The 21,979-nt window shown below is 66.4% G+C and carries 17 protein-coding genes; 8 read left to right on the forward strand and 9 right to left on the reverse strand.

Going from position 1 to position 21,979, the window contains the following annotated elements; genetic code table 11:
* Positions 1-79: 79 nt before the first annotated feature.
* Positions 80-1,420, reverse strand: coding sequence for a glucoamylase family protein (locus tag JOD97_RS09755; RefSeq protein ID WP_229264251.1), 1,341 nt, complete (start codon positions 1,418-1,420; stop codon positions 80-82).
* A 172-nt stretch (positions 1,421-1,592) separates the two neighbouring features.
* On the opposite strand from JOD97_RS09755, the gene JOD97_RS09760 reads away from it, so the two are divergent.
* From JOD97_RS09760 to JOD97_RS09775, 4 genes are read left to right on the forward strand one after another with little or no spacing between them, the layout of a single operon-like run.
* On the forward strand, positions 1,593-2,816 hold the full coding sequence (locus JOD97_RS09760; RefSeq protein ID WP_229264252.1) for an efflux RND transporter periplasmic adaptor subunit: 1,224 nt from the start codon (positions 1,593-1,595) through the stop codon (positions 2,814-2,816).
* A complete protein-coding gene (locus JOD97_RS09765) occupies positions 2,813-3,508 on the forward strand; it encodes an ABC transporter ATP-binding protein (protein WP_209715855.1) in 696 nt (231 codons plus the stop codon). The genes JOD97_RS09760 and JOD97_RS09765 overlap by 4 nt, the downstream gene beginning before the upstream one ends.
* Positions 3,509-3,523: 15 nt before the next feature.
* The gene (locus tag JOD97_RS09770; RefSeq protein WP_209715858.1) at positions 3,524-4,681 is read left to right on the forward strand and encodes an ABC transporter permease; all 1,158 of its coding nucleotides are present in this window, start codon (positions 3,524-3,526) and stop codon (positions 4,679-4,681) included.
* Entirely contained in the window at positions 4,678-5,844 is a 1,167-nt protein-coding gene (locus JOD97_RS09775) for an ABC transporter permease (protein ID WP_209715861.1), read from the forward strand. Before JOD97_RS09770 ends, JOD97_RS09775 begins: the two co-directional genes overlap by 4 nt.
* Before the next feature lie 91 nt (positions 5,845-5,935).
* On the opposite strand, the gene maiA is transcribed toward JOD97_RS09775, so the two are convergent.
* Complete coding sequence (gene maiA, locus JOD97_RS09780; protein ID WP_209715864.1) at positions 5,936-6,583, reverse strand: maleylacetoacetate isomerase; 648 nt, start codon at positions 6,581-6,583, stop codon at positions 5,936-5,938.
* Positions 6,580-7,605 (reverse strand): fumarylacetoacetate hydrolase family protein, encoded by a 1,026-nt coding sequence (locus JOD97_RS09785; protein WP_209715866.1) that lies wholly within the window; start codon positions 7,603-7,605, stop codon positions 6,580-6,582. Before JOD97_RS09785 ends, maiA begins: the two co-directional genes overlap by 4 nt.
* Before the next feature lie 393 nt (positions 7,606-7,998).
* Between JOD97_RS09785 and JOD97_RS09790 the strand changes: the two genes are divergently transcribed.
* Positions 7,999-8,598: a gamma-glutamylcyclotransferase gene (locus JOD97_RS09790; RefSeq protein ID WP_209715869.1), complete on the forward strand. Its 600-nt coding sequence runs from the start codon at positions 7,999-8,001 to the stop codon at positions 8,596-8,598.
* A 22-nt stretch (positions 8,599-8,620) separates the two neighbouring features.
* On the opposite strand, the gene JOD97_RS09795 is transcribed toward JOD97_RS09790, so the two are convergent.
* Positions 8,621-9,775: a PA0069 family radical SAM protein gene (locus JOD97_RS09795; RefSeq protein ID WP_209715871.1), complete on the reverse strand. Its 1,155-nt coding sequence runs from the start codon at positions 9,773-9,775 to the stop codon at positions 8,621-8,623.
* Between the two features lie 264 nt (positions 9,776-10,039).
* Between JOD97_RS09795 and JOD97_RS09800 the strand changes: the two genes are divergently transcribed.
* The 3 genes from JOD97_RS09800 to JOD97_RS09810 are packed head-to-tail and all read left to right on the forward strand — an operon-like array spanning position 10,040 to position 15,410.
* Positions 10,040-10,642 (forward strand): DUF2760 domain-containing protein, encoded by a 603-nt coding sequence (locus JOD97_RS09800; RefSeq protein ID WP_209715874.1) that lies wholly within the window; start codon positions 10,040-10,042, stop codon positions 10,640-10,642.
* Positions 10,639-12,516, forward strand: a complete 1,878-nt coding sequence (locus tag JOD97_RS09805; RefSeq protein ID WP_209715877.1) for an Hsp70 family protein — start codon at positions 10,639-10,641, stop codon at positions 12,514-12,516. Before JOD97_RS09800 ends, JOD97_RS09805 begins: the two co-directional genes overlap by 4 nt.
* Before the next feature lie 2 nt (positions 12,517-12,518).
* Entirely contained in the window at positions 12,519-15,410 is a 2,892-nt protein-coding gene (locus JOD97_RS09810; RefSeq protein WP_209715879.1) for an Hsp70 family protein, read from the forward strand.
* Here JOD97_RS09810 and JOD97_RS09815 read toward each other — a convergent pair whose 3' ends face one another.
* From JOD97_RS09815 to tssE, 5 genes are all read right to left on the reverse strand, one after another.
* Positions 15,411-16,049 carry a tRNA-uridine aminocarboxypropyltransferase gene (locus tag JOD97_RS09815; RefSeq protein ID WP_209715882.1) on the reverse strand — a complete coding sequence of 213 codons (639 nt, stop codon included), beginning with the start codon at positions 16,047-16,049 and terminating at the stop codon, positions 15,411-15,413.
* Positions 16,050-16,092: 43 nt separating this feature from the next.
* Positions 16,093-17,817, reverse strand: coding sequence for a methyl-accepting chemotaxis protein (locus JOD97_RS09820; RefSeq protein ID WP_209715885.1), 1,725 nt, complete (start codon positions 17,815-17,817; stop codon positions 16,093-16,095).
* A 126-nt stretch (positions 17,818-17,943) separates the two neighbouring features.
* Positions 17,944-18,822, reverse strand: coding sequence for a type VI secretion system protein TssA (tssA, locus tag JOD97_RS09825; RefSeq protein WP_209715888.1), 879 nt, complete (start codon positions 18,820-18,822; stop codon positions 17,944-17,946).
* Positions 18,823-18,835: 13 nt separating this feature from the next.
* On the reverse strand, positions 18,836-21,475 hold the full coding sequence (gene tssH / locus JOD97_RS09830; RefSeq protein WP_209715890.1) for a type VI secretion system ATPase TssH: 2,640 nt from the start codon (positions 21,473-21,475) through the stop codon (positions 18,836-18,838).
* A gap of 2 nt (positions 21,476-21,477) precedes the next feature.
* On the reverse strand, positions 21,478-21,951 hold the full coding sequence (gene tssE / locus JOD97_RS09835; protein ID WP_209715894.1) for a type VI secretion system baseplate subunit TssE: 474 nt from the start codon (positions 21,949-21,951) through the stop codon (positions 21,478-21,480).
* Between the last annotated feature and the right edge of the window lie 28 nt (positions 21,952-21,979).

A 21,979-nucleotide genomic window follows, 5' to 3' on the forward strand; every position in this document is an offset into this window, starting at 1 on the left:
AGGCGAGATTGTAACGTAGGGCGGATTAGCGTAGCGTAATCGGCCATGCGTGAGTCGCCAACGGCGCATGCATGGCCGATTACGGTGTTTCCCCGTCCAGCCAGCCGCCGGCGAATCCGGCGCGGCGCAGGCCGGTTTGCAGATAATAGTTGCCGCGCATGATGTTCCAAGGGAAGTCGTGCAGGTAGTTTTCCACCATGATCACTGTCGGGCCTTCATTGATGCCGAAGTGGTACGGCGAGACCCAGTGCCGGCACGCCACCCTCCCATGTGAAAACACCGTCGAGAACGATGCCTTGAAGCCGTACGGATTGGCCTCGCACAACTGCATATCCTGATAGTGGATGATGCTGGGCATGACGATTTCCGGCGCGAACGGCAGCGATGCGGCCACTGCCCACGGTGCCAAGGTACCGTCGTCCGGGCCGTACGGCACGCCGCGCGCGACATAGTCCCAGAACTTGCGCTGCACGCCGTCTATCCTGCGCGTGGCCGGCCCCGGCCCGTCGCTGGCGGTGATGCCCCAGCATAAGGCGCCATACTCCGGGAAGCCCATCGGATTCTGGATCGCATATTGTTGCTGCACATACGTGGCGCGCCGGCTGTTCTCGAAGTAATCCGAGTCGTGCGCCCGCATGAAGTCGTCACGGATGCCGCGCAGATCCAGCCACACATGCGACATCTGGTGGATGAACAACGGTCCGGCATATAGATAGTCGATGCCGTAGACCGTCTTCCATTCGTAGGTCCGGCACCAGGCGTCGTAGCTGTCGCGCTCGACCGGGAAGGTGGGCGAACCCAGCGCCAGCACATAAAGAATCAGCGCCTCGTCATAGCCTTCCCAGTGCCAGCGCAGAAAACCCTTGCCGGGATTCCAGCCGTGGCAGATCAGATTGTCGCGCCCGCGCATCCATTGCCAATCGACACGGCGGTACAACATGTCGGCCAGCGCGCGGATCTCGTTCTCGTCCGGAGTATCCCGGGTGAAATATTCGGCCGAGGTCAGCATGCCGGCGATCAACAGCGCCGTGTCGATGCTCGACAGCTCGCATTCCCATGCGCGGGCGCCGCTGTTCATGTCGAGGAAGTGGTAGTAGAACCCCTTGTAGCCGGTCGCGCGCGGCGATTCGCTCTGTTCGCTGTCGGCGAAAAAACGCAGCGTGGTCAGGGTGCGGACCACGGCGTCGGCGCGCGCCATGAAGCCCTGCTCGACGCCGATCGGGTAGGCGGTCAGCGCCATGCCGACGGCGGCGATGCTGGCCGGCCAGACTTCGGCGGTTTTGTCGCGGATCAGCCCATTGGCGGGATTGACTTCGTTGACGAAGTAGTCGAACGAGTCCTTCTGCAAGTCGTTTAACAAGGTCAGCGTGGACGTGTCGATGGTCGCTGGCGGACGCTGGGCGCGCGGCATGGTGGTCATAAAAGTCCGAACAATCTAAAAGGTTTATGCTGTCACAGCAGTAAGCTTGCAGTATGTACCTGAACACACAGATACGGCCGCCGCTTGCGATTCAATCGCACTTGCCGCACTATTTGCTGGCGAAGTTGGCAACGGCTGACTCAACGACGATGTGGCGAACGCGAGGTTCCAATTGGCGACTCCAGATATTTCCCGTTTAAAAATCGACCGCGAGGCCAAGGCGCCCACGCCCGGCCAGCGTTACGGCCGCCGCTGGGGCAGGATGGTGCTGCTGGCGCTGGTCCTGGCGTTGGCCGCCGTCATCGCCACGAACTTACTCACGAGCAAGCCCGCCGTGGAAATCGTCACGGTCGCGCAGGCCTATCCGGCGCAGAACTACACGCTGCTCAACGCCACCGGCTACGTGGTGGCCCAGCGCAAGGCCGCGCTGTCGTCGAAGGCGACCGGCCGGCTGGAATGGCTCGGCGTGCTGGAAGGCTCGCACGTGAAGAAGGACCAGGTGGTCGCGCGGCTCGAAAACCGCGACGTGGAGGCGGCGCTGGGGCAGGCGCGGGCCAACGTGCAGGTCGCGCAGGCCAATCTGGAACAGGGCCGGGCCGAGTTGGGCGACGCGCAGGCGGCGTTCCAGCGCACCGCCAAACTGCTCGGCCAGAAATTCATCGCCGCCTCGGCCTACGACACGGCGCAGGCCCGGCTCAACAAGGCCAAGGCAAGCATCGCCGGCTACCAGGCCGCCATCGCCGCCGCCCGCGCCAACGCCCAGGCGGCGCAGGTGGCGGTGGACCAGACGGTGATACGGGCGCCGTTCGACGGCGTGATCCTGACCAAGAGCGCCAATGTCGGCGACAACATCACGCCCTTCTCCTCCGCCGCCGACAGCAAGGGCGCCGTCGTCACCATCGCCGACATGGACACGCTGGAGGTGGAGGCGGACGTCTCCGAGTCCAACCTGAGCAAGATCCGCGTCGACCAGCCGGTCGAAATCCAGCTCGACGCCTTCCCGGAGCTGCGCCTAGCCGGCACCGTCTCGCGCATGGTGCCGACCATGGACCGCAGCAAGGCGACGCTGCTGGTCAAGGTGCGTTTTATCGAGCGCGATCCGCGCGTGCTGCCGGACATGAGCGCCAAGGTCGCCTTCCTCTCCCGCGCGGTGCCGGCGCAGGACAAACGTCCCGTGGCCGCCGTGCAGCCGGCGGCGATCGTCGCGCGCGGCAGTCCGCCGGCCGCGTTCCTGCTCGACGCCGGCGGCGCCAAGGTCACACGGGTGCCGGTCGCGCCGGGCCGCAAGATCGGCGAGTTGGTCGAGGTGACGGGCCTGAAGCCGGGCGACAAGGTCGTGCTGGCGCCGGACGAGGCGCTGCGGGACGGCCAGGCCGTCAAGGTGGCGAAGAAATGACCGAGCCGCTGGTGTTGATCGAACATCTGGTCAAGTCCTACCGCCGTGGCGACCAGGTGGTGGAAGTGCTGCGCGATATCAGCCTGGCGATACCGGCCGGCGCCTTCACCGCGCTGATGGGGCCTTCCGGTTCCGGCAAAAGCACGCTGCTCAACCTCATCGCCGGCATCGACAAGCCCGATCGCGGCGTGCTGCGCATCGACGGCCTCGATATCGCCGGCATGGGCGAGACCGAACTGGCCAACTGGCGCGCGGCCAACGTCGGCTTCATTTTCCAGTTCTACAACCTGATGCCGGTGCTGTCGGCGTTCGAGAACGTCGAGCTGCCGCTGCTGCTCACGCCCCTGTCGCGCCGCGAACGGCGCGAACGCGTGGCGCTGACGCTGGAGATGGTCAACCTGTCCGACCGCATGGACCACACGCCGAACGAACTGTCCGGCGGCCAGCAGCAACGGGTGGCGATCGCCCGCGCCATCGTCAGCGATCCGACATTGATCGTGGCCGACGAGCCGACCGGCGACCTTGACCGCCACTCGGCCGGCGAGATCCTGTCCCTGCTCCAGCAATTGAACCAGCAACTGGGCAAGACCATCATCATGGTCACGCACGACGCCAACGCGGCGGCGCAGGCGCGCAACGTGGTGCATCTCGAAAAAGGCGAACTGCTCGCCCACGAGCCGTGGCCCGCCTGACGATCGATATCCACCATGTACACACTGCGGTTGATCGTCAAGAACGCCCTGCGCCATAAGCTGCGCACATCGCTGACGATACTCGGCCTGGTGGTGGCGATCTTCGCCTTCGGCCTGCTGCAGACCGTCATCGACGCCTGGTACGCCGGCGCGGAGGGTGCGTCCAACACCACGCTGGTCACGCGCAACAAGACGTCGCTGGTGTTTCCGCTGCCGCTGTCGTACGAGGCGCGCATCCGCGCCGTGCCCGGCGTGACGGGGGTGGGCTACGCCAACTGGTTCCAGGGCGTCTACAAGGACCCGAAGAACTTCTTCGCGCAGTTCGCCATCTCCGGCGCCAGCTACCTGGATATCTATCCCGACTATCTGCTGCCGCCCGAGCAGCGCGCCGCCTTCCTGCGCGACCGCAAAGGCGCCATCGTGGGCCGCAAGCTGGCGAACCAGTTCGGATTCAAGGTGGGCGACGTCATCCCGCTCAAGGGCACCATCTATCCCGGCGACTGGGAGCTGGTCGTGCAAGGCATCTTCGACGGCAGGCAAAGCACGACCAATACCGCCACCCTGTTCCTGCACTGGGACTACGTCAACGAGGCGCTCAAGAAGACCCTGCCCCGCCGGGCCAACCAGATCGGCGTGTACGTGGTGCGGATCGACGCGCCGGAAAACGCCGCCGCCGTCTCCGCCGCGATCGACAAGGAATTCAGCAACTCGCTGGCCGAGACGCTGACCGAGACGGAGAAGGCTTTCCAACTCGGTTTCGTCTCGATGTCGGAGGCGATCGTGATGGCGATCCGCGTGGTGTCGTTCGTCGTGATCGTCATCATCGCGGCGGTGATGGCCAATACGATGGCCATGAGCGCGCGCGAACGCCTCGGCGAATACGCCACGCTCAAGGCGCTGGGCTTCGGTCCCGGCTTCCTGACGGCGATGATCCTGGGCGAATCGCTGCTGCTGTCGCTGGTCGGCGCGGCGCTCGGCATCGCCGTGCTGTTCCCGTTCGCCGCCTTCCTCGGCAGCGTGATGGGAACGATGTTTCCGGTCTTCGAGGTGACGCGGCTGACCGTGATCCAGCAGGTGGCGGCGGCGCTGGCCATCGGCGCGGTCGCGGCCATCGCGCCGGCGCTGCGGGCCACCCGCGTCAACATCGTCGAAGGCCTGCGGAGCATCGGATGAAGATTCCCCTTTCCTACGTCGCCCGCAACCTGTGGGCGCGGCGCCTGACCACCGCGCTGACCGGGGCCGGCCTGGCGCTGGTGGTGTTTGTTTTCGCGACGGTGCTGATGCTCGACGAAGGACTGCGCAACACGCTGGTCACCACCGGCGAATACGACAACGTGGTGCTGATACGGCGCAGCGCCGACACCGAGGTGCAGAGCAGCGTGGACCGCGCGCAAGCCAATATCGTCGCCAGCCACCCGGCCATCGCGCTCGGCGCCGACGGCCGGCCGATGTTGTCGAAGGAGACGGTGGTGCTCATCTCGCTCAACAAACGCGGCTCGGCCAAGCCGTCCAACGTCATCATCCGGGGCATCGCGCAGCGCGGACTGGCGCTGCGGCCGCAAGTGCGGCTGACGGCCGGACGGATGTTCCGGCCAGGCGCTTCCGAGATCATCGCCGGCGCCAGCATCGCGCGCCGCTTCTCCGGCGCCGGCATCGGCGAGACGCTGCGCTTCGGCCAGCGCGAATGGACAGTGGTGGGCTTGTTCGACGCCGGCAACAGCGGTTTCGATTCCGAGGTATGGGGCGACGCCGATCAGTTGATGCCGGCTTTCCGGCGGCCGGCCTACTCGGCGATCGTGCTGCGGTTGGCCGACACGTCGCTGTTCGAGTGCTTCAAGAAGGACATCGAAGGCGATCAGCGCCTGACTCTCGACGCCAAGCGGGAGCAGGCTTTTTATTCGGACCAGTCCAAGGCGCTGTCGACCTTCATCAGCGTGCTGGGATTGATTTTGTCGGTGATTTTTTCGATCGGGGCGATGATCGGCGCGACGATCACCATGTACGCGTCGGTCGCCAACCGGGTCGGCGAGATCGGCACGCTGCGGGCGCTGGGGTTTCAGCGCAGGAGCATTCTGGCGGCGTTCCTGGCCGAGTCGATGTTGCTGGCGGTGGCCGGGGGCGCGCTGGGATTGGCGTGTGCGTCGCTGATGGGGTTTATCTCGTTCTCGACGACCAATTTCCAGTCGTTCTCGGAGCTGGCGTTCGGGTTCCGGCTGACGGCCGCCATCGTGGTCAAGACGCTGGCGTTTTCGCTGGTGATGGGATTTATCGGCGGGGTGCTGCCGGCGCTAAGGGCGGCGCGCATGAAGATCGTGGACGCGCTGCGCGCCGCATAACGAGGCTCGAGGATACCCATTGAAACACGTAGGGCGGATTAGGCGGAACGCCGTAATCCGCCATTTATGAGCCGCCGACGACGTGTTATGACTATTCCGCGTCGGGCTGCCGCGACGGGTGCGCCCGCTGGAACGCCGGCAGCGCCGCGCACGCGGCGTTGATGCGCATGACGGTCGGATACGGCGCCATATCCACCTCGAACCGCTGCGCGTTGAACACATGCGGCACCAGGCAGCAGTCAGCTATCGTGGGCGTATCGCCATGCGAATAAACACCAGTGCGCGCATCGCCGGCCAGCAGCGATTCCAACGTCGCCAACCCGCTGCGCAACCAATGCCGATGCCACTCCAGCTTGACCTCCTCGCTCTGCCCCATCTCGCCCTTGATGTACTTCAGCACCCGCATGTTCCCCAGCGGGTGGGTATCGGCCACCACCGTCAACGCCAGCGCGCGCACGCGGGCGCGTCCCGCCGGATCGGGCGGCAGCAACGGCGTTTGCGGACGCGTATCCTCCAGATACTCGAGTATCGCCAGCGACTGGCCGATGACGGCGCCATCGTCATCCTCCAGCGTGGGCAGCAGCTTGGACGGATTGACCGCGCGATAAGCATCGGCCAGATGCTCGCCACCGTCGCGCAGCAGGTGCACCGGTTGCGCCTCGTAGGCCAAGCCCTTGAGATTGAGCGCGATCCGCACCCGGTAGGCGGCGGAGCTGCGGAAATAAGTGTAAAGCTTCATCGCTGACGCTCCCCATAATGCGCGACGGTCTGCTCGATCGCGCCGAAGATGCTCACGCCCTGCGCGTCCCGCATCTCGATGCGCACACTGTCGCCGAATTTCAGATAATCGGTTTGCGGCTTACCGGTCTCGATGGTTTCATACATGCGTACTTCGGCCAGGCAGCAATAGCCCACGCCGCCGTTGTCGATGCTCGATCCATTGAGGCCGCCCTGCTTGTTGGAGACGGTGCCGGAGCCGATGATGGTGCCGGCCGCCAGCTCGCGCGTGGCGGCGGCGTGGGCGACCAGCCGCGCGAAGTTGAAGGTCATGTCCTCGCCCGCGTTCGGTTTGCCGAACGGCTTGCCGTTGATGTCGACCAGCAGCGGCAAATGCAGTTTGCTGTCGGCCCAATCGAGGCCCAGTTCATCCGGCGTGACCGCCACCGGCGAGAACGCGCTGGCCGCCTTGGACTGGAAGAAGCCGAAGCCCTTGGCCAGTTCGTTCGGGATCAGGTTGCGCAGCGAGACGTCGTTGACCAGCATGACCAGCCGGATCGCCTGGCCGGCGTCCGCCACGTCCACGCCCATCGGCACGTCGCCGGTGACGACGGCCACCTCGGCCTCCAGGTCGATGCCCCACTCCTCCGACAAGGCGTAGATCGGATCGCGCGGGCCGATGAAACTGTCCGAGCCGCCCTGGTACATCAGCGGGTCGGTGTAGAACGAGGCCGGCACTTCGGCGTTGCGCGCCTTGCGCACCAGCTCAACGTGGTTGATGTAGGCCGAACCGTCCGCCCATTGATAGGCGCGCGGCAGCGGCGAGTGGCAGGCTTGCTGGTCGAACGGCTGGGCGTCGACGGCGTCGCCGGCGTTGAGCAGCACGTATACCGCCTGCAGCCGCGCCGCGACCAGGTCCCAATGGTCCAACGCATGCTGCAAGGTGGCAGAGATTTTCGGCACCGGCTGGTACAGCGACAAGTCACGGCTGACCACCACCAGGCGGCCGTCGCGGCTGCCGTCTTTCAGGGTGGCGAGCTTCATGCCCGATCTCCCGGGGACGCCGCGGCTTTCCTGGCGTCGCGGCATCGGTACGCGACGTGGTGCATTTGTTTGATCTTCATGGTTGCCTCCAATTTTAGTCTTTCGACATTAGATGCCAATCTCAGATATCACACAAACAGTATTTTTGAGGCCAGTTATCAGGTTTTGCAAGCAATCCAAGCTTGCGACAGGTGATTTTTGTGCCCCCGCGCTGGCGCTGGTGCACGCGCGGGCGGACAGCACGGTTCGTCGATTTCCTCAGGGAATACGTCGCGGCGCAGCAATGGGACGTTCCGCTCAGTTAAGATATCTTACATCTTCCGACTACCATCGCCGGGGCGGCGTGTGTATGCTTCCGGATATGAATATTCTGCAGCTAAAACGACAGGAATCATGACAGCAGACACCATCGCCATCAATCAGCAGATGGATCAATTTGACGGCCACCACAGCGTGTGGCTGTTCGGCTACGGCTCGCTGATCTACAAGGCGGACTTTCCCTATCTGCAGCGGCGCCCGGCCAGCATCGCCAACTGGACGCGGCGCTTTTGGCAAGGCTCGCACGACCATCGCGGCACGCCGGAAGCGCCGGGCCGCGTGGTCACCATCATCGAGCAAGCCGGCGCCATCTGCCATGGCATGGCCTATCTGGTGACGCCGGAAGTGTTCGCCCATCTGGACCATCGCGAAAAGAACGGCTACCTGCGGCTGGCGATATCGATCACCTTCGACGATGGCGACGACGGCAACGACGACGTCATCGGCCTGGTGTATATCGCGACGCCGGACAACACCGCCTTCCTCGGCGAAGCCTCCGAGCAGGAGATCGCGCGGCACATCGCCCGCTCGGCCGGCCCCAGCGGTCCGAACAGCGACTACCTCAACCACCTGGCCAGCGCCCTGCGCGAACTGGGCCGCCACGACCAGCACGTCTTCGAAATCGAACGGCACCTGGCCGCGCTGACCGCCGCTCCGTCCCCCCCTCCCGTCTAATAGTCCGTCGGAATAAAGTCCGTCAGAATAAATCGAGCTGGCCTTCATTGGCCGGCTTGGCCCGCGCGCCCAACGGCGGCACCACCAGCGGCCGGGTGAACTGCGACGCATCCATGCTGTGGAAGCGGCTTCCCTGGCCCGACAGCCCCAGGCGCTCGGTGGCGATCTTGAAGCGCTGCCGTATCAATTCCGCCCACACGCCCTCGCCCTTCATGCGCGTGGCGAAATTGCTGTCGTAGTCTTTACCGCCGCGCATTTCGCGCACGCGGTTCATCACCCGCTGCGCCCGCTCCGGGAAGTGCGCCTGCAGCCATTGCTGGAACAGCGGGGCCACCTCCCACGGCAACCGCAACACCGTGTAGTGGGCGGTGACGGCGCCGGCCTCCTTGACGGCCTCCAGCAAGCGCTCGATATCCGGCTCGGTGATGAACGGAATGATGGGCGCGACGCTGACGGCCACCGGAATGCCGGCGTCGGTCAGCGTGCGGATCGTGCGCAGCCGGCGCGCAGGGGCCGCCGCGCGCGGCTCCAGGGTGCGCGAGATGGCCGGGTCCAGCGTCGTCAGCGTGATGGCGACGCCGGCCTGCCGCTTGGCCGCCATCGCCGCGAGGATGTCGATATCCCGCTCGATGAGCGACGATTTGGTGATCAGCCCGACAGGATGCTGGCATTCCTGCAGCACTTCCAGCACGCGCCGCGTGAGTTTGCGCTCGCGCTCGCAGGGCTGGTAGGCGTCGGTGTTGACGCCCAGCGCGATCGATTCGGGCTCGTAGCCGGCCTTGGCCAGTTCGCGCCGCAGCATTTCCGGCGCGTTGACCTTGGCGAAGATCTTGCTCTCGAAGTCCATGCCGGGCGACAGGCCGAGATAGCTGTGCGTGGGACGGGCAAAGCAATAAATACAGCCGTGCTCGCAGCCGCGATACGGGTTGAGCGACACGCTGAACGGCAGGTCCGGCGAGGCGTTACGGCTCAAAATCGATTTACAATATTCGTCAGTGACCTGGGTTTTCCATGGCGACGCCTCCTCTTCCTCGCGCTCCCAGCCGTCGTCATAGGCTTCGCGCGCGTTCACCTCGAACCGCCCCTGCAGGTTCGATACCGCGCCACGCCCCTTTTGCGCCTTCAGCGGACGGGGCGGCAGCATCACGTGCTCTTGATTGTTGTCGTCGTGGTTCATGGTGGGGCCGGTCGGAATCGCTATCACTGTCGCTATCACTGTCGTCATTACTGTATATATATCCAGTATTCTATGCGCTCCAAATGACCATATCAAGCGAAAAATCAAAGGTGCGGCCCTGGCGTCTTTGGCGCCCGCGCCCGAACTGGTATCATGCGGGGCTTCCGGGGGAAAGACTTTCCCCGCGCCACGCGCGCCCCCACCCCACATTCCGCCAGGCTGCCGCCCCAGGCAGCGGCCCGGCTCACTCTACGCGAGCTAACCATGAACAATTCGACTCAACCGTTGCCGTCTTTTTTTAGCCGGATATCGATCGCCATCGGCGCCTTCTTCCGCGCGCTGTCCGACGCCGAATACGCCGCCCGCCTGGCGCGCATCGCCGCCGGCGAGCCGCAGCCGTCCGCCGCGCCGGTTTCCGCACCTGCTCCCGCTCCCGCTCCGGCGCCTGTTCCAACCCCGGCCCCTGCCCCGGTCACGCTGCGCGTCGCCACCCCGGACGCCGCGCTCCAGCTGCTCGGCCTGTTCCAGCGCGAAGCGCGCCTGATCGATTTCACCCAAGAGAACCTGAGCGCCTATTCGGACGCCGACATCGGCGCCGCCGCGCGCGTGGTGCACGAAGGCTGCGGCAAAGTGCTGCGCGAGCACTTCACCATCGAAGCCGTTCGCGGCGAAGCCGAAGGCAGCCGCGTGGTGCTGGAGGAAGGCTTTGACGCCAGCGCCGTGCGCCTGACCGGCAACGTGGTCGGCAAGGCGCCCTTCCGCGGCGCGTTGAGCCATCGCGGCTGGCGCGCATCGAGCGTGCGCTTGCCGAAACTGGCCGAAGCCCACGACGCGGCCATCTTGGCACCGGCGGAGGTGGAATTATGAGCGACCCACGCTACGCCATCGGCATCGACCTTGGCACCACCCACAGCGCGCTGTCCTATGTCGACCTGACCGCCAGCGACGGCGAGAAAACCCAGCACGGCGTGCTGGCCATTCCGCAACTGACCGCGCCGGGCACGGTGGAAGACCTGCCGCTGCTGCCGTCCTTCCTGTACCTGCCGCACGCCGACGAACTGGCGCCGGGCGATTTGAGCCTGCCGTGGCCGCAGTCGGCGGCCGAACAAACCGGCGTGGCCGGCGAGATGGCGCGCAGCCGTGGCGCCACCACGCCGATCCGCCTGGTCTCCAGCGCCAAGAGCTGGTTGAGCCACCCTGGCGTGGACCGCCGCGGCGCGCTGCTGCCGAACGACGCGCCGGAGGAAGTCACGCGCGTCTCGCCGCTGGAGGCGTCGACGCGTTATCTGTCGCACCTGCGCCAGGCGTGGGAACAGGCGCACCCGGAGGCGCCGTTCGGCGAGCAGGCGGTGACGGTGACGATCCCCGCGTCCTTCGATCCGGGCGCGCGCGAACTGACCGCCGACGCGGCACGCGCCGCCGGCTACACCAATCTGACGCTGCTGGAAGAGCCGCAGGCGGCCCTGTACAGCTGGATCCAGGGCAGCGAAGGCCGCTGGCGCAAGGAAGTCAAACCCGGCGACATCATTCTGGTGGTGGACGTCGGCGGCGGCACCAGCGACTTTTCGCTGATCGCCGTGCTCGAACGCGACGGCGTGCTGGAACCGCACCGCATCGCGGTGGGCGACCACATTCTGCTCGGCGGCGACAATATGGACCTGGCGCTGGCGCACTTGGTGGCGCGCAAGCTGGCCGCCAACGGCACGCAACTGGACGCCTGGCAGATGCGCGCGCTGACCTACGGCTGCCGCACGGCCAAGGAAAAGCTGCTGGCCGACGCCAGCGCCGAGACCTGGCCCATCGTGGTGCCCAGCCGTGGCTCGAAGCTGATCGGCGGCTCGATCCGCACAGAACTCACGCGCGCCGAAGTGACCACCTTTATTCTCGATGGCTTCTTCCCGGCGGTGGACGCGGCGGCGCGGCCGGCGGTGCGCACCCGCGCGGGCCTGACGCAGCTTGGCCTGCCGTATGCTCAGGACGCGGGCATCACCCGCCATCTGGCCGCGTTCCTGGCGCGCCAGGCCGGCGCCACCAGCGAACTGGAAGGCTACGCCGGCCAGCACAGCGCGGAGGCGACGTTCCTGCATCCGACGGCGGTGCTGTTCAACGGCGGCGTGTTCAAGTCGGAGCTGCTGGCGCAGCGCGTCATGGGCACCCTCAACGACTGGCTGTACCTGGAAGGCGCGGAGCCGGCCCGCATGCTGGGGGGCGCCGATCTGGATCTGGCGGTCGCGCGCGGCGCGGCTTATTACAGCTACGTGCGGCGCGGTAGCGGCGTGCGGATTCGCGGCGGCACGGCGCGCGCCTACTATGTGGCGATCGAGTCGTCGATGCCGGCCATCCCCGGCATGGAGCCGCCGATCCAGGCGCTGTGCGTGGCGCCGTTCGGCATGGAGGAAGGCAGCGAGATCGAACTGCCGAACCAGGAGTTCGGTCTGGTGGTCGGCGAGCCGGTGCAGTTCCGCTTCTTCGGTTCCTCGGTGCGCCGCCAGGACCAGATCGGCGACCTGCTGGACTTCTGGGGCCCGGATGAACTGATCGAGTTGAACGAGATCCAGGCCACGCTGTCGCCGGAAGGCCGTCAGGCCGGCGACGTGGTGCAGGTGCGCCTGCACGCGATGGCGACCGAATCGGGCACGCTCGAATTGCAGGCGGTGGCCAACGACGGCCAGCGCTGGAAAGTGGAGTTCGACGTGCGCTCCGGTGCCAAGGAAAACGAAACCGAGAGCGCCGCCGCCTGAGCATGAGCCAATACATCGTCAGCATCGACCTTGGCACCACCAACACGGTGCTGGCCTATTCGGCGCCCGGCAAAGCCGACATCGAGTTGTTCGACATCGAACAGCTGGTGGCGCCGGGCGAGGTTGGCGCGGACGCCTTGCTGCCCTCCGTCCGATATCACCCTGCCGAGGGTGAACTGGCCGAAGGCGAGTTGCAGCTGCCATGGCCGCAGGCCGACGTCGCGGGCTTGAAGCAAGTGGTGATCGGTCGCCTGGCGCGCAAGCTGGGCGCGCAGGTGCCCGGGCGGCTGGTGGCCAGCGCCAAGAGCTGGCTGTCGCATCCGAACGTGGACCGCACGGCGGCGATCCTGCCGTGGGGAACCGAGGCCGACGTGGCCAAGGTGTCGCCGGTGGCGGCCAGCGCCTCCTATCTCGCGCATTTGCGGTCGGCGTGGAATACGCGCTTTCCCTCCCATCCGCTGGAACGGCAGCAGATCGTTCTGACGATCCCCGCCTCCTTCGACGAGGGCGCGCGGGCGCTGACGCTCGAGGCGGCGCGCATGGCCGGCCTGTCCGGCCTGCGGTTGCTGGAGGAGCCGCAGGCGGCCTTCTACGATTGGCTGTTCCGCCAGCGCGACACGCTGGCCGCCGATCTGGCCGAAACGCGGCTGCTGCTGGTGTGCGACGTCGGCGGCGGCACAACGGACTTTAGCCTGATCAAAGTCGAGATGGCCGATGGCCAGCCGGAGATCAGCCGCATCGGCGTCGGCAATCACCTGATCCTGGGCGGCGACAATATGGATCTGGCGTTGGCGCATCTGGTGGAGACGCGCATGGCCGCCGGACAGCCCGGCGACGCGCCGGCCGCGCGCCTGTCGTCGAGCCGCCTTGCGCAATTGGCGGAACGCTGCCGGGTGGCGAAAGAACAGCTGCTGGCGGCCGACGCGCCGGAGCGCGCCAGCGTCACCCTGCTCGGTTCAGGCTCGCGCCTGATCGGCGGATCCCGCTCGGCGGAGCTGACGCGCGACGAAGTGGCGGCGCTGGTGGTGGACGGCTTTTTCCCATTGAACCCGTCGCGCGAGCCGGCCACCCGCGTACGCGGCGCGATCATCGAATTCGGCCTGCCCTACGCCAGCGACGCCGCCATCACGCGCCATCTCGCGGGCTTTCTGCGCCAGCACGCGGCCGCCGCGCGCGAGGCATTGGGCCTGCCGGCCGACGACCACGCGACGATACCGGTGCCCGATACGCTGCTGCTGAACGGCGGCGTTTTCCGCGCCGACGCCCTCACCCGCCGTTTGCAGGAAGTACTCTCCAGCTGGCGCGGCCAGGCGTTGCGCGTTTTGAACAACAACGATCCCGATGTCGCCGTCGCGCGCGGCGGCGTGGCCTACGCGCTCGGTCAAACCGGGCAGGCGCCGGTGATCGGCGGCGGCTCGCCACGCAGCTACTTCCTGCTGCTGGACGACGAACAACGCGCCGACAAGCCGCGCCGCGCCGTTTGCATACTGCCCCGCGGCAGCGCCGAGAACCGCGAGATCCTGCTGGCCGAACGCACTTTCGCGCTGCGCCTTGGCCGGCCGGTGCGCTTCCACCTGGCCTCGTCGACCTCCGACGCCACCCCGCCGCAACCAGGGGAGCTGGTCGAACTGTCGCCGGACGATTACGTCCAGCTGCCGCCGATAGCGACCGTGCTGCGCGACAGCGGCGCCGCCGACGCCCGCAAGGAAATCCCGGTGCGGCTGGCCGCGACGCTGAGCGAAGTCGGCACGCTGGAAGTGCATTGCGTGGCGATCGAGGACGCGCAGCGCTGGCTGCTGGAGTTCCAGCTGCGCGGCGACACCGGCATCGCGGAAACCGACGACCTATCCGCCCCCGGCCAACATGAGTCGCCGATGCCGGCGGGCCTGAACGCCGCCATCGACAAGATAGACCGCATCTTCGGCAGCCGCGCGCAGCAGGTCGACATCAAGGAAGTCAAGCAGTTGCGCGCGCAGCTGGAGCACCTGCTGGGCAGCCGCGAGAGCTGGACCACGCCGCTGCTGCGCCGCCTGTTCGACGCGCTACTCGAACGCGCCAAGGGCCGCCGCCGCTCGTCGGAACACGAACGCGCGTGGCTCAATCTGAGCGGCTACTGCCTGCGTCCCGGCTTCGGCCATCCGCTCGACGAGTGGCGCATCGAGCGCTTGTGGGCGATGTTCGAGGCCGGCGCTCAGCACCACAAGGACAGCCAGGTCTGCGCCGAATGGTGGACCTTGTGGCGGCGCGTGGCCGGCGGCCTGAGTGTCGAGGCGCAGTTGCGAGTGCTCGACGATTTCGCCTTCAACGTCCAGGCGGACGCGCAGGAGCGCGGCCGCCGACCTCAAACGCTGGTCAACGGCAGCGAGGAGGACATGCTGCGTCTGGGCGCGTCGCTCGAACGCATCCCCGGCAGCTACAAGGCCGAAATCGGCGCCTGGATGCTGTCGCGGCTCGACGCGGCGACCCGCGCCGCCGCCAAGGCCGGCGCCAATAAAACCCGTGCCGGCGCGGCCGATGCCGGCAAGGCCGAGGCGTCCCAGGCGCGCTTCCTGTGGGGCCTGAGCCGCGTCGGCGCGCGCCAGCCTTTCCACGGCAGCGCGCACGATGTCGTCGACAGCGGCGTCGCCGCGCAGTGGCTTGCCGCGATACTGGGGCTAGACTGGAAGAAGGTGGAACCGGCCGGCTTCGCGGCGGCGCATCTGGCGCGCATGACGGGCGACCGTTCACGCGACATCGACGAGGCCTTGCGCGCCCAGATCCTGCGGCGGCTTGCCGCCATCGGCGCCCCCGCCAACTGGAGCGCCATGGTGCGCGAGGTGGTGCAACTCGACCAGGCCGACGAAAAACGCATGCTGGGCGAGTCGCTGCCGCCGGGGTTGAAGCTGATCGCCTGATCAGGCGCGCACGTAGCTGGCTTGCTGGGCGACGAAGCCGTCGAAGGCGTCGATCAGCGGCGTGAATTTGTGCGGGTCGTTTTCCAGTTGCGCCAGCGCGTACGCCGTGGCCTCCAGCGTGGACAGCTGATCCGGCAGATGCGCCTTGCGTATCAGATAGTGCGACGGCGGCGTATCGCGCAGCGGCAACCGGGGCAGCGCCTGCAGCGGCGGATTCAGATACAGCATCTTGCGGCTCTTGCGCCAAGTCCCGTCCAACACCACCAACCGCAAACGCTCAGGCTCCGCGAGCCAGTCCGGGTCGAACGGCAGCGGCAAGGCCAGTCCCAGCGATTTATCCTCAGCCGTCTCCGGGTACAGCAGCACGTTGCGGCGGTCCGGCGACAGCAAGCCGCCCAGCCGCTCGGGATCAAACGCTTCGCCGCATTCCAGGGCGCTGTTGGATAGACTCAGATGCAACAGGCGCGCGCTGCCCTTGGCGTTGGCGACTTCCAGCGGATGCTGCAGGATCAGCACCTCCACCCGGTTGGCGACGGCGGTCACCCAGCGGCAGATGCATGTCTGGCGCGGCCGCAGGCACGCCGGGCATTGCGCCCGCGTGCTGCGCGAATTCGATGGTGCGGCGTCGGTACTGGTCATGGGCCGTCATTGTACCGAAGCGCGGACGCGTTTAAAACCGCATTTAGAACTCTTCCCAGCCGTCCGAGTCGCTGGCGGTGATCGCCTTGCGTTTGCTGTCCGACGCCACCTTGCGGGGCGGCGCGGAAACGGCGGCCACGGTGGGCTTGGCGCGGCGCGGTGGTAGCGCCGGCCGTGGTTGCGCGCGCGGCGCGCCTCGGGCGTCATGGGCGGGCGCCGGCAGCAGCAGGCCGTCCAGTTTAAATACGCTGACCACGTCGGCCAGCTTGGCCGACTGTTCCTGCATCGATTCCGCCGCCGCCGCCGCTTGCTCGACCAGCGCCGCGTTCTGCTGCGTCACCTGGTCCATCTGGGTGATGGCGTCGTTGACCTGGGCGATGCCGATGCTTTGCTCTTCGCTGGCGTGGCTGATCTGCGTCATAATCTGGGTCACGCGGTTGATGCTGGTGACGATTTCGCCCATGGTCTGGCCGGCCTTGTCGACCAGGTCCGAACCCAGCGAAACCTTCTGCACCGAGTCGTCGATCAGGCCTTTGATGTCCTTGGCGGCGGCGGCCGAGCGCTGCGCCAGGGTGCGCACTTCCGACGCGACGACCGCGAAACCGCGTCCCTGCTCGCCGGCGCGGGCCGCTTCCACCGCCGCGTTCAGCGCGAGAATATTGGTCTGGAAGGCGATGCCGTCGATGACCGAAATAATGTCCACGATCTTGCGCGACGAGTCGTTGATCGAACCCATGGTGTTAACCACCTCGCCCACGACGGCGCCGCCACGGCTGGCGATTTCCGCGGCGCTGATCGCCAACGCGTTGGCCTCCCGCGCGTTCTCGGCGTTGAATTTCACCGTCGACGTCAATTCCTCCATCGACGATGCCGTCTCCTCCAGCGAGCTGGCTTGCTGTTCGGTGCGCGACGACAGGTCCTGGTTGCCGGCGGCGATCTCGGTCGAGGCGGTGGCCATCAAGTCGGTGCCGTTGCGAACCTGGCCGACGATGCTGACCAGGTTCGAGTTCATGATCTTCAGGGCGTTCATCAACTGCCCGGTTTCATCGGTGCTGTGGACCTGGATATCGCTGGTCAAATCGCCCGAGGACACGGTCTCCGCCACCTTGACCGCCTCGTTGATCGGCTTCGTGATCGTGTGGGTGATCCACCACGCGGCGAAGATGCCCATGACGATGGCGGCCACGCCCAGCAAGATAAGCAGCGTGCGGCCGCTGGTGTATTGGTCGTGGATCTCGTCGCCGGCCTTGTCAAGCAGGACTGCGTGCCGGTCCGAGAAGGTTTTCAACGCGGCCAGATAGCTGTTGCGGGTTTGCGTCAGGTCGCCTTCGTAGAGTTTTTTGCCTTTTTCCAGATCGCCCGCGGCCTTGGCGGCGAAGACGGCCTTGCGCACGTCGGTGTAGGCCTTGCGCGTGTCCAGCACCTGTTTGAACAGCGGCTTGAGTTCCTCGTCCGTGATCGTCGCGCCGATCTGGTCCTGGATCTTGGTGGCGCGGCCGGACGACTCGGCCATCAGCCCTTCGAGGGTCTTTTGATCGGCCGGATCGGCCACCATCCAGGCGCCGGTGGTGCGGGCGGCGTTGACCTCGATGATCTTGCCCCACTCGGCGATCAGGCGCTGATCGCGGATTCTCACGTCGATCATTTGGTCGGTCATCGCGCTGGCGCTACTGAGGCGCATGATGCCAATGATGGTCATCGTGGTCAGTAGCAGCAGGATGAGCGAGAAGCCGACGCCGAGACGCGTGCCGATTTTCAGGTTGTTCATGGCGAACCCCTAGCAAAGAATCAGGAATGTATGACTCATGCTAGCACTGTTCGCCAGAATCTGTAGCACTCAGAGCAATATTAGACGTTGCGCTATAACAACTACCACAGCCGGACGATGCGCCGGCTATTCGCCGGGCGGCTGGGAGCCCAACAACTCCTCGACGCCGGCGATGGTGCCCGGGTCCTTGATGACGGCGCGCAGCCAGACGTGCAGCGGCATGTCGCCCCAGCTCGCGGCCTTGTCGGCGAGATAGGCGACCGGGCTATGGGGTTCGGTGCGGCGGAAAAAATCGGCCACCACCCGCAGCTGCTGCAGCGCCTGGGCGCGATTTTGCACCTGCCCGCCGAACGTCGCGGGCGCGCCCTGGCCGGCGACACCCGCGCCGGTCTCGCCGCCCGGCGTCATCGCGGCGTGGCCGCCGGCCGGCGCCAGGGCGCTGACGACCGCCTGCAAAGCGTCTTTGGCGGCGCTAAAGCCCGGACCCTCGGCGCCCAGCCGCCTGTCGACCACGCGCTCCAGTTCCGTGAGCATGGCCAGGCAGTACTCGGCCTCGGGCAGCAGCGCGCCGCCGTCGGCCTGCGGCATTTCCCTCACCAGCACCGGGGTGCGGGTGAGCAGCCAATACAGATTGCCGATGCGCTGATCGTAGTCGCCGTCCTCCGGCAGCGGATGCAGGCCTTCCCAATAATGCTCGCACAGGCCGGACAGCACAGCGTAGCCGTCACCCAGGCCGCGCAGGCCGCGCGTCTTGGCCAGGGCTTCCGCCAGCCAGGCGGCCAGGCGCAGATCCTTGGTTTGGGTTTCGATCATGCCGGCGCAGCGGCTGCCGACGAACTCCCAGTCGGCCTCCTTCAGCACCGCGACCCACTCGCCTTGATCGAGCGTGGGGTCGTCAAAAGTGCGGGCGCGCGCGATGGCGTCCACCTCGCCGCTGAAGGACAGATCGTCGCCGCAGATCCGCTCGGCGCTGATGGGCAACAGCAGTTGTGCGATGCTGAACATGGCTGGCTCCTTGCTATTTGATGGTGTACTTGAACTGCCCCTGCTTGCTGGCGCCGACCTTGATCTTGCTGATCGCCGCGCCCTGCGCCATCTTCTCGAGCACCGCCTCGGCGATCTCCGGCAGCAGGCTGCCGTTCAGGATATGGTCGACATTGCGGGCGCCGGAATCGACCTCCGTGCAGCGCGCCAGCACCGCCTCGACCAGCGCCTCGTCGTAGCCGAACTCCGCGTGGTGCTGGTCGCGGATGCGCTGGCCGATGCGATCCAGTTTGAGCGCGATGATACGTACCAGCACCTGGTCCGGGATCGGGTAGTACGGCACCACCTTGAGCCGCCCGAGGAAGGCGGGCTTGAAGTGCTTGACGAGCTGTGGCCGCAACAGCTGCTCGAGTTCATCGACCGTCGGCGGTGTTTCCTTGTTCAGGCATGCCTGCATGACGGCCGCCGAGCCGGCGTTGGAGGTGGCGATGATGATGGTGTTGCGGAAGTCGATCTCGCGCCCCTCGGCGTCGTCCATCACGCCTTTGTCGAAGACCTGGAAAAACAGTTCGGTGACGTCGGGATGGGCCTTTTCAATCTCATCGAGCAGCACCACGCTGTACGGATTGCGCCGCACCGCCTCGGTCAGCACGCCGCCCTGGCCGTAGCCGACGTAGCCGGGCGGCGAGCCTTTCAGTCCCGAGACGCTGTGCGCCTCCTGGTATTCGCTCATGTTGATCGTCAGGAGCTTGCGCTCGCCGCCGTACAGCAGATCGGCCAGTGCCAGCGCGGTTTCGGTCTTGCCGACACCCGAGGGACCGACGAACATGAACACGCCCTTGGGTTTGTTCGGGTCGTCCAGGTTGGCGCGCGCGGTGCGCACGCGCTGCGCCACGGCGGCGATGGCGTCCGGCTGGCCGAGAATGCGCGCCTGCAGCGCGTCCTGCAGTTTGAGCACGGTGCGGATTTCATCCTTGACCATTTTCCCCAGCGGGATGCCGGTCCAGCCGGAGACGATGGCCGCCACGGTGGCGGCGTCGACTTCCACCGGCACCATCGGCGTCTCGCCCTGCAGCGCCGCCAGCTCCTCCTTCAGCGCGCGCAGGTCGCCCACGCTGGCACAGGAACCATCCGCGCCTTCGCGCAGGCGTGCGATGGCGGCGACGATCGATTGCTCGCGCTGCCAACGCTCGGTGTTCTTCACATGTTCCTGCGCCAGCGCGGCGCGCGTGTCGGTCAGCTGCTGCAAGCGCTGGCGACGCAGCGCGTCCGCGCTCTTGTCGCCGCCCTCCTCGCGCTGTAAAGCGTTGATCTCCGCGTCGATGCGCTCCATGCTCTTCGCCGCCGTTTCCAGCAACGCCGGCGTCCCGCTCTGGCCCAGGGCGACACGGGCGCACGCCGTATCGAGCACGCTGACCGCCTTGTCCGGCAGCTGGCGGCCGCTGATATAGCGGTGCGACAGCCGCACCGCCTCGGTCACGGCTTCGTCGCGGATGCGGATGCCGAAGTGGCGCTCCATCAGCGGCGTCATCGCGCGCAGCATGGCGCTGGCGATTTCCTCGCTCGGTTCCTCGACCTTGATCACCTGGAACCGCCGCGCCAGCGCCGCATCCTTCTCAAAATACTTTTTGTATTCGCTCCAGGTGGTGGCGGCGATAGTCCGTAACTCGCCGCGCGCCAGTGCCGGTTTGAGCAGGTTGGCGGCGTCGTTCTGGCCGGCCGCGCCGCCGGCGCCTATCATCGTGTGCGCCTCGTCGATGAACAGGATGATGCCGTGCGGGCTTTGCTTGACTTCGTCGATGACATTTTTCAGGCGGTTCTCGAACTCGCCCTTGACACTGGCGCCGGCCTGCAGCAATCCCATGTCCAGCGTGCGGATCTCCACGCCGCGCAGCACGGCCGGCACGTCGCCGGCGGCGATGCGCAGCGCCAGGCCCTCCACTACCGCGGTCTTGCCCACCCCGGCCTCGCCGGTGAGTATGGGATTGTTCTGGCGGCGGCGCAGCAGGATGTCGATCATCTGGCGCACTTCCGTTTCGCGGCCGATGACGGGATCGAGCCTACCCTCGCCGGCGGCGCGCGTCAGGCTGGTGGTGTACTGGTCCAGCGCCGGCGTGCGGGCGCCGCCCGGTTGCGCGGCGTCGACGGCCGGCGCGGCGTGCGAATCGCCCGCGGCATGGGCTGCGCCGGCGGTTTCCTCCTGCGAGCCTTCGGTATATTTTTCCAGCCGGTGTTTGACTTCATCGATCGGAATCCGGGCGAACGCCGACGAAGCGCGGTGCGCGATCTGCGACAACTCGGGTTCGGTCAACAGCGCCACCAGCAAATGCGCGCTGCGGATGCGGTCGGGCTGCGGCGTCGCCAGAGAGGCGATCAGCCACGCGTGCTCCAGCAGCAGCGGCAGATGGCGAGAGAACACGGGCGTGCGCGTGCTGCCCGTCTTGAACTGGCTGACCTCGTGATGAAGGTCGGCCTCCAGCGTGTCGATACTGACGCCGCAATGGCGCGCGATCAGCACCACGTCGCAGCGCTGCTGTTCGAGCAGCGCCAGGAACAGATGTTCGATCTCCACTTCGTACTGCCCAAGCGCCACGCAAATGCTGGCGGCGCGCGTGGCGGCCATGCGCGTGGTGTCATTCAGTTTGCCGATCAGTGTTTTCAGATTCAGATTCATGTCTAGGCTCCGCGGGCGCTGCGGTTGATTGAATAATGCAGGGATGAGGGTTGCAGCACCGCGTCGAAACTGACCGACTCTGTCACCGGCAGACCGGCCAGCGTGGCGCTGATGGCGAAACTGACGCGGTTGATGGAGCCGTTTTCACGCTCCAGCCATGCCTGCACATTGCGCAGGCGCGGTTCGTGGCGTTCGATCGCCGTCTTCAACGCGGCGCAGATGCGGGCACGATCCTCGCTGCTGCTAAGGCACATGCCGGCGAAATCGATCAAGCCGTAGTTGACGATGGAGCTGGCGCATTCGGGAAATTCGTCCAGCAGCTCATCGGATAGCGCGCAGCGCGTGTTGAGCAGGTCTTCCAGGTCGCGCGCGACGGAGTCCTTCAGCTGTTCCAGGGACATGCCGTGGCCCGGGCGGGCGGCGGCGCCTTGCTCGCCCAGCAGACGGTCAAGCAGGCCAGGTGTGAAGCCGTTCATCGGGATGCACTCATAAAAAAAGGCCAGG

The sequence above is a fragment of the Duganella sp. 1411 genome (assembly GCF_017833525.1).
Taxonomy (GTDB): Bacteria; Pseudomonadota; Gammaproteobacteria; order Burkholderiales; family Burkholderiaceae_D; genus Rugamonas.

Bases quoted from the DNA above. Each gene is read 5' to 3' on its own strand.
- JOD97_RS09765 (WP_209715855.1), top strand. From the start codon at position 2,813: ATGACCGAGCCGCTGGTGTTGATCGAACATCTGGTCAAGTCCTACCGC.
- tssA (WP_209715888.1), bottom strand. From the start codon at position 18,822: ATGTTCAGCATCGCACAACTGCTGTTGCCCATCAGCGCCGAGCGGATC.
- JOD97_RS09810 (WP_209715879.1), top strand. From the start codon at position 12,519: ATGAGCCAATACATCGTCAGCATCGACCTTGGCACCACCAACACGGTG.
- maiA (WP_209715864.1), bottom strand. From the start codon at position 6,583: ATGAAGCTTTACACTTATTTCCGCAGCTCCGCCGCCTACCGGGTGCGG.
- JOD97_RS09795 (WP_209715871.1), bottom strand. From the start codon at position 9,775: ATGAACCACGACGACAACAATCAAGAGCACGTGATGCTGCCGCCCCGT.
- JOD97_RS09815 (WP_209715882.1), bottom strand. From the start codon at position 16,049: ATGACCAGTACCGACGCCGCACCATCGAATTCGCGCAGCACGCGGGCG.
- JOD97_RS09805 (WP_209715877.1), top strand. From the start codon at position 10,639: ATGAGCGACCCACGCTACGCCATCGGCATCGACCTTGGCACCACCCAC.
- JOD97_RS09775 (WP_209715861.1), top strand. From the start codon at position 4,678: ATGAAGATTCCCCTTTCCTACGTCGCCCGCAACCTGTGGGCGCGGCGC.
- JOD97_RS09785 (WP_209715866.1), bottom strand. From the start codon at position 7,605: ATGAAGCTCGCCACCCTGAAAGACGGCAGCCGCGACGGCCGCCTGGTG.
- JOD97_RS09820 (WP_209715885.1), bottom strand. From the start codon at position 17,817: ATGAACAACCTGAAAATCGGCACGCGTCTCGGCGTCGGCTTCTCGCTC.
- tssH (WP_209715890.1), bottom strand. From the start codon at position 21,475: ATGAATCTGAATCTGAAAACACTGATCGGCAAACTGAATGACACCACG.
- JOD97_RS09770 (WP_209715858.1), top strand. From the start codon at position 3,524: ATGTACACACTGCGGTTGATCGTCAAGAACGCCCTGCGCCATAAGCTG.
- JOD97_RS09790 (WP_209715869.1), top strand. From the start codon at position 7,999: ATGACAGCAGACACCATCGCCATCAATCAGCAGATGGATCAATTTGAC.
- JOD97_RS09800 (WP_209715874.1), top strand. From the start codon at position 10,040: ATGAACAATTCGACTCAACCGTTGCCGTCTTTTTTTAGCCGGATATCG.
- tssE (WP_209715894.1), bottom strand. From the start codon at position 21,951: ATGAACGGCTTCACACCTGGCCTGCTTGACCGTCTGCTGGGCGAGCAA.
- JOD97_RS09755 (WP_229264251.1), bottom strand. From the start codon at position 1,420: ATGACCACCATGCCGCGCGCCCAGCGTCCGCCAGCGACCATCGACACG.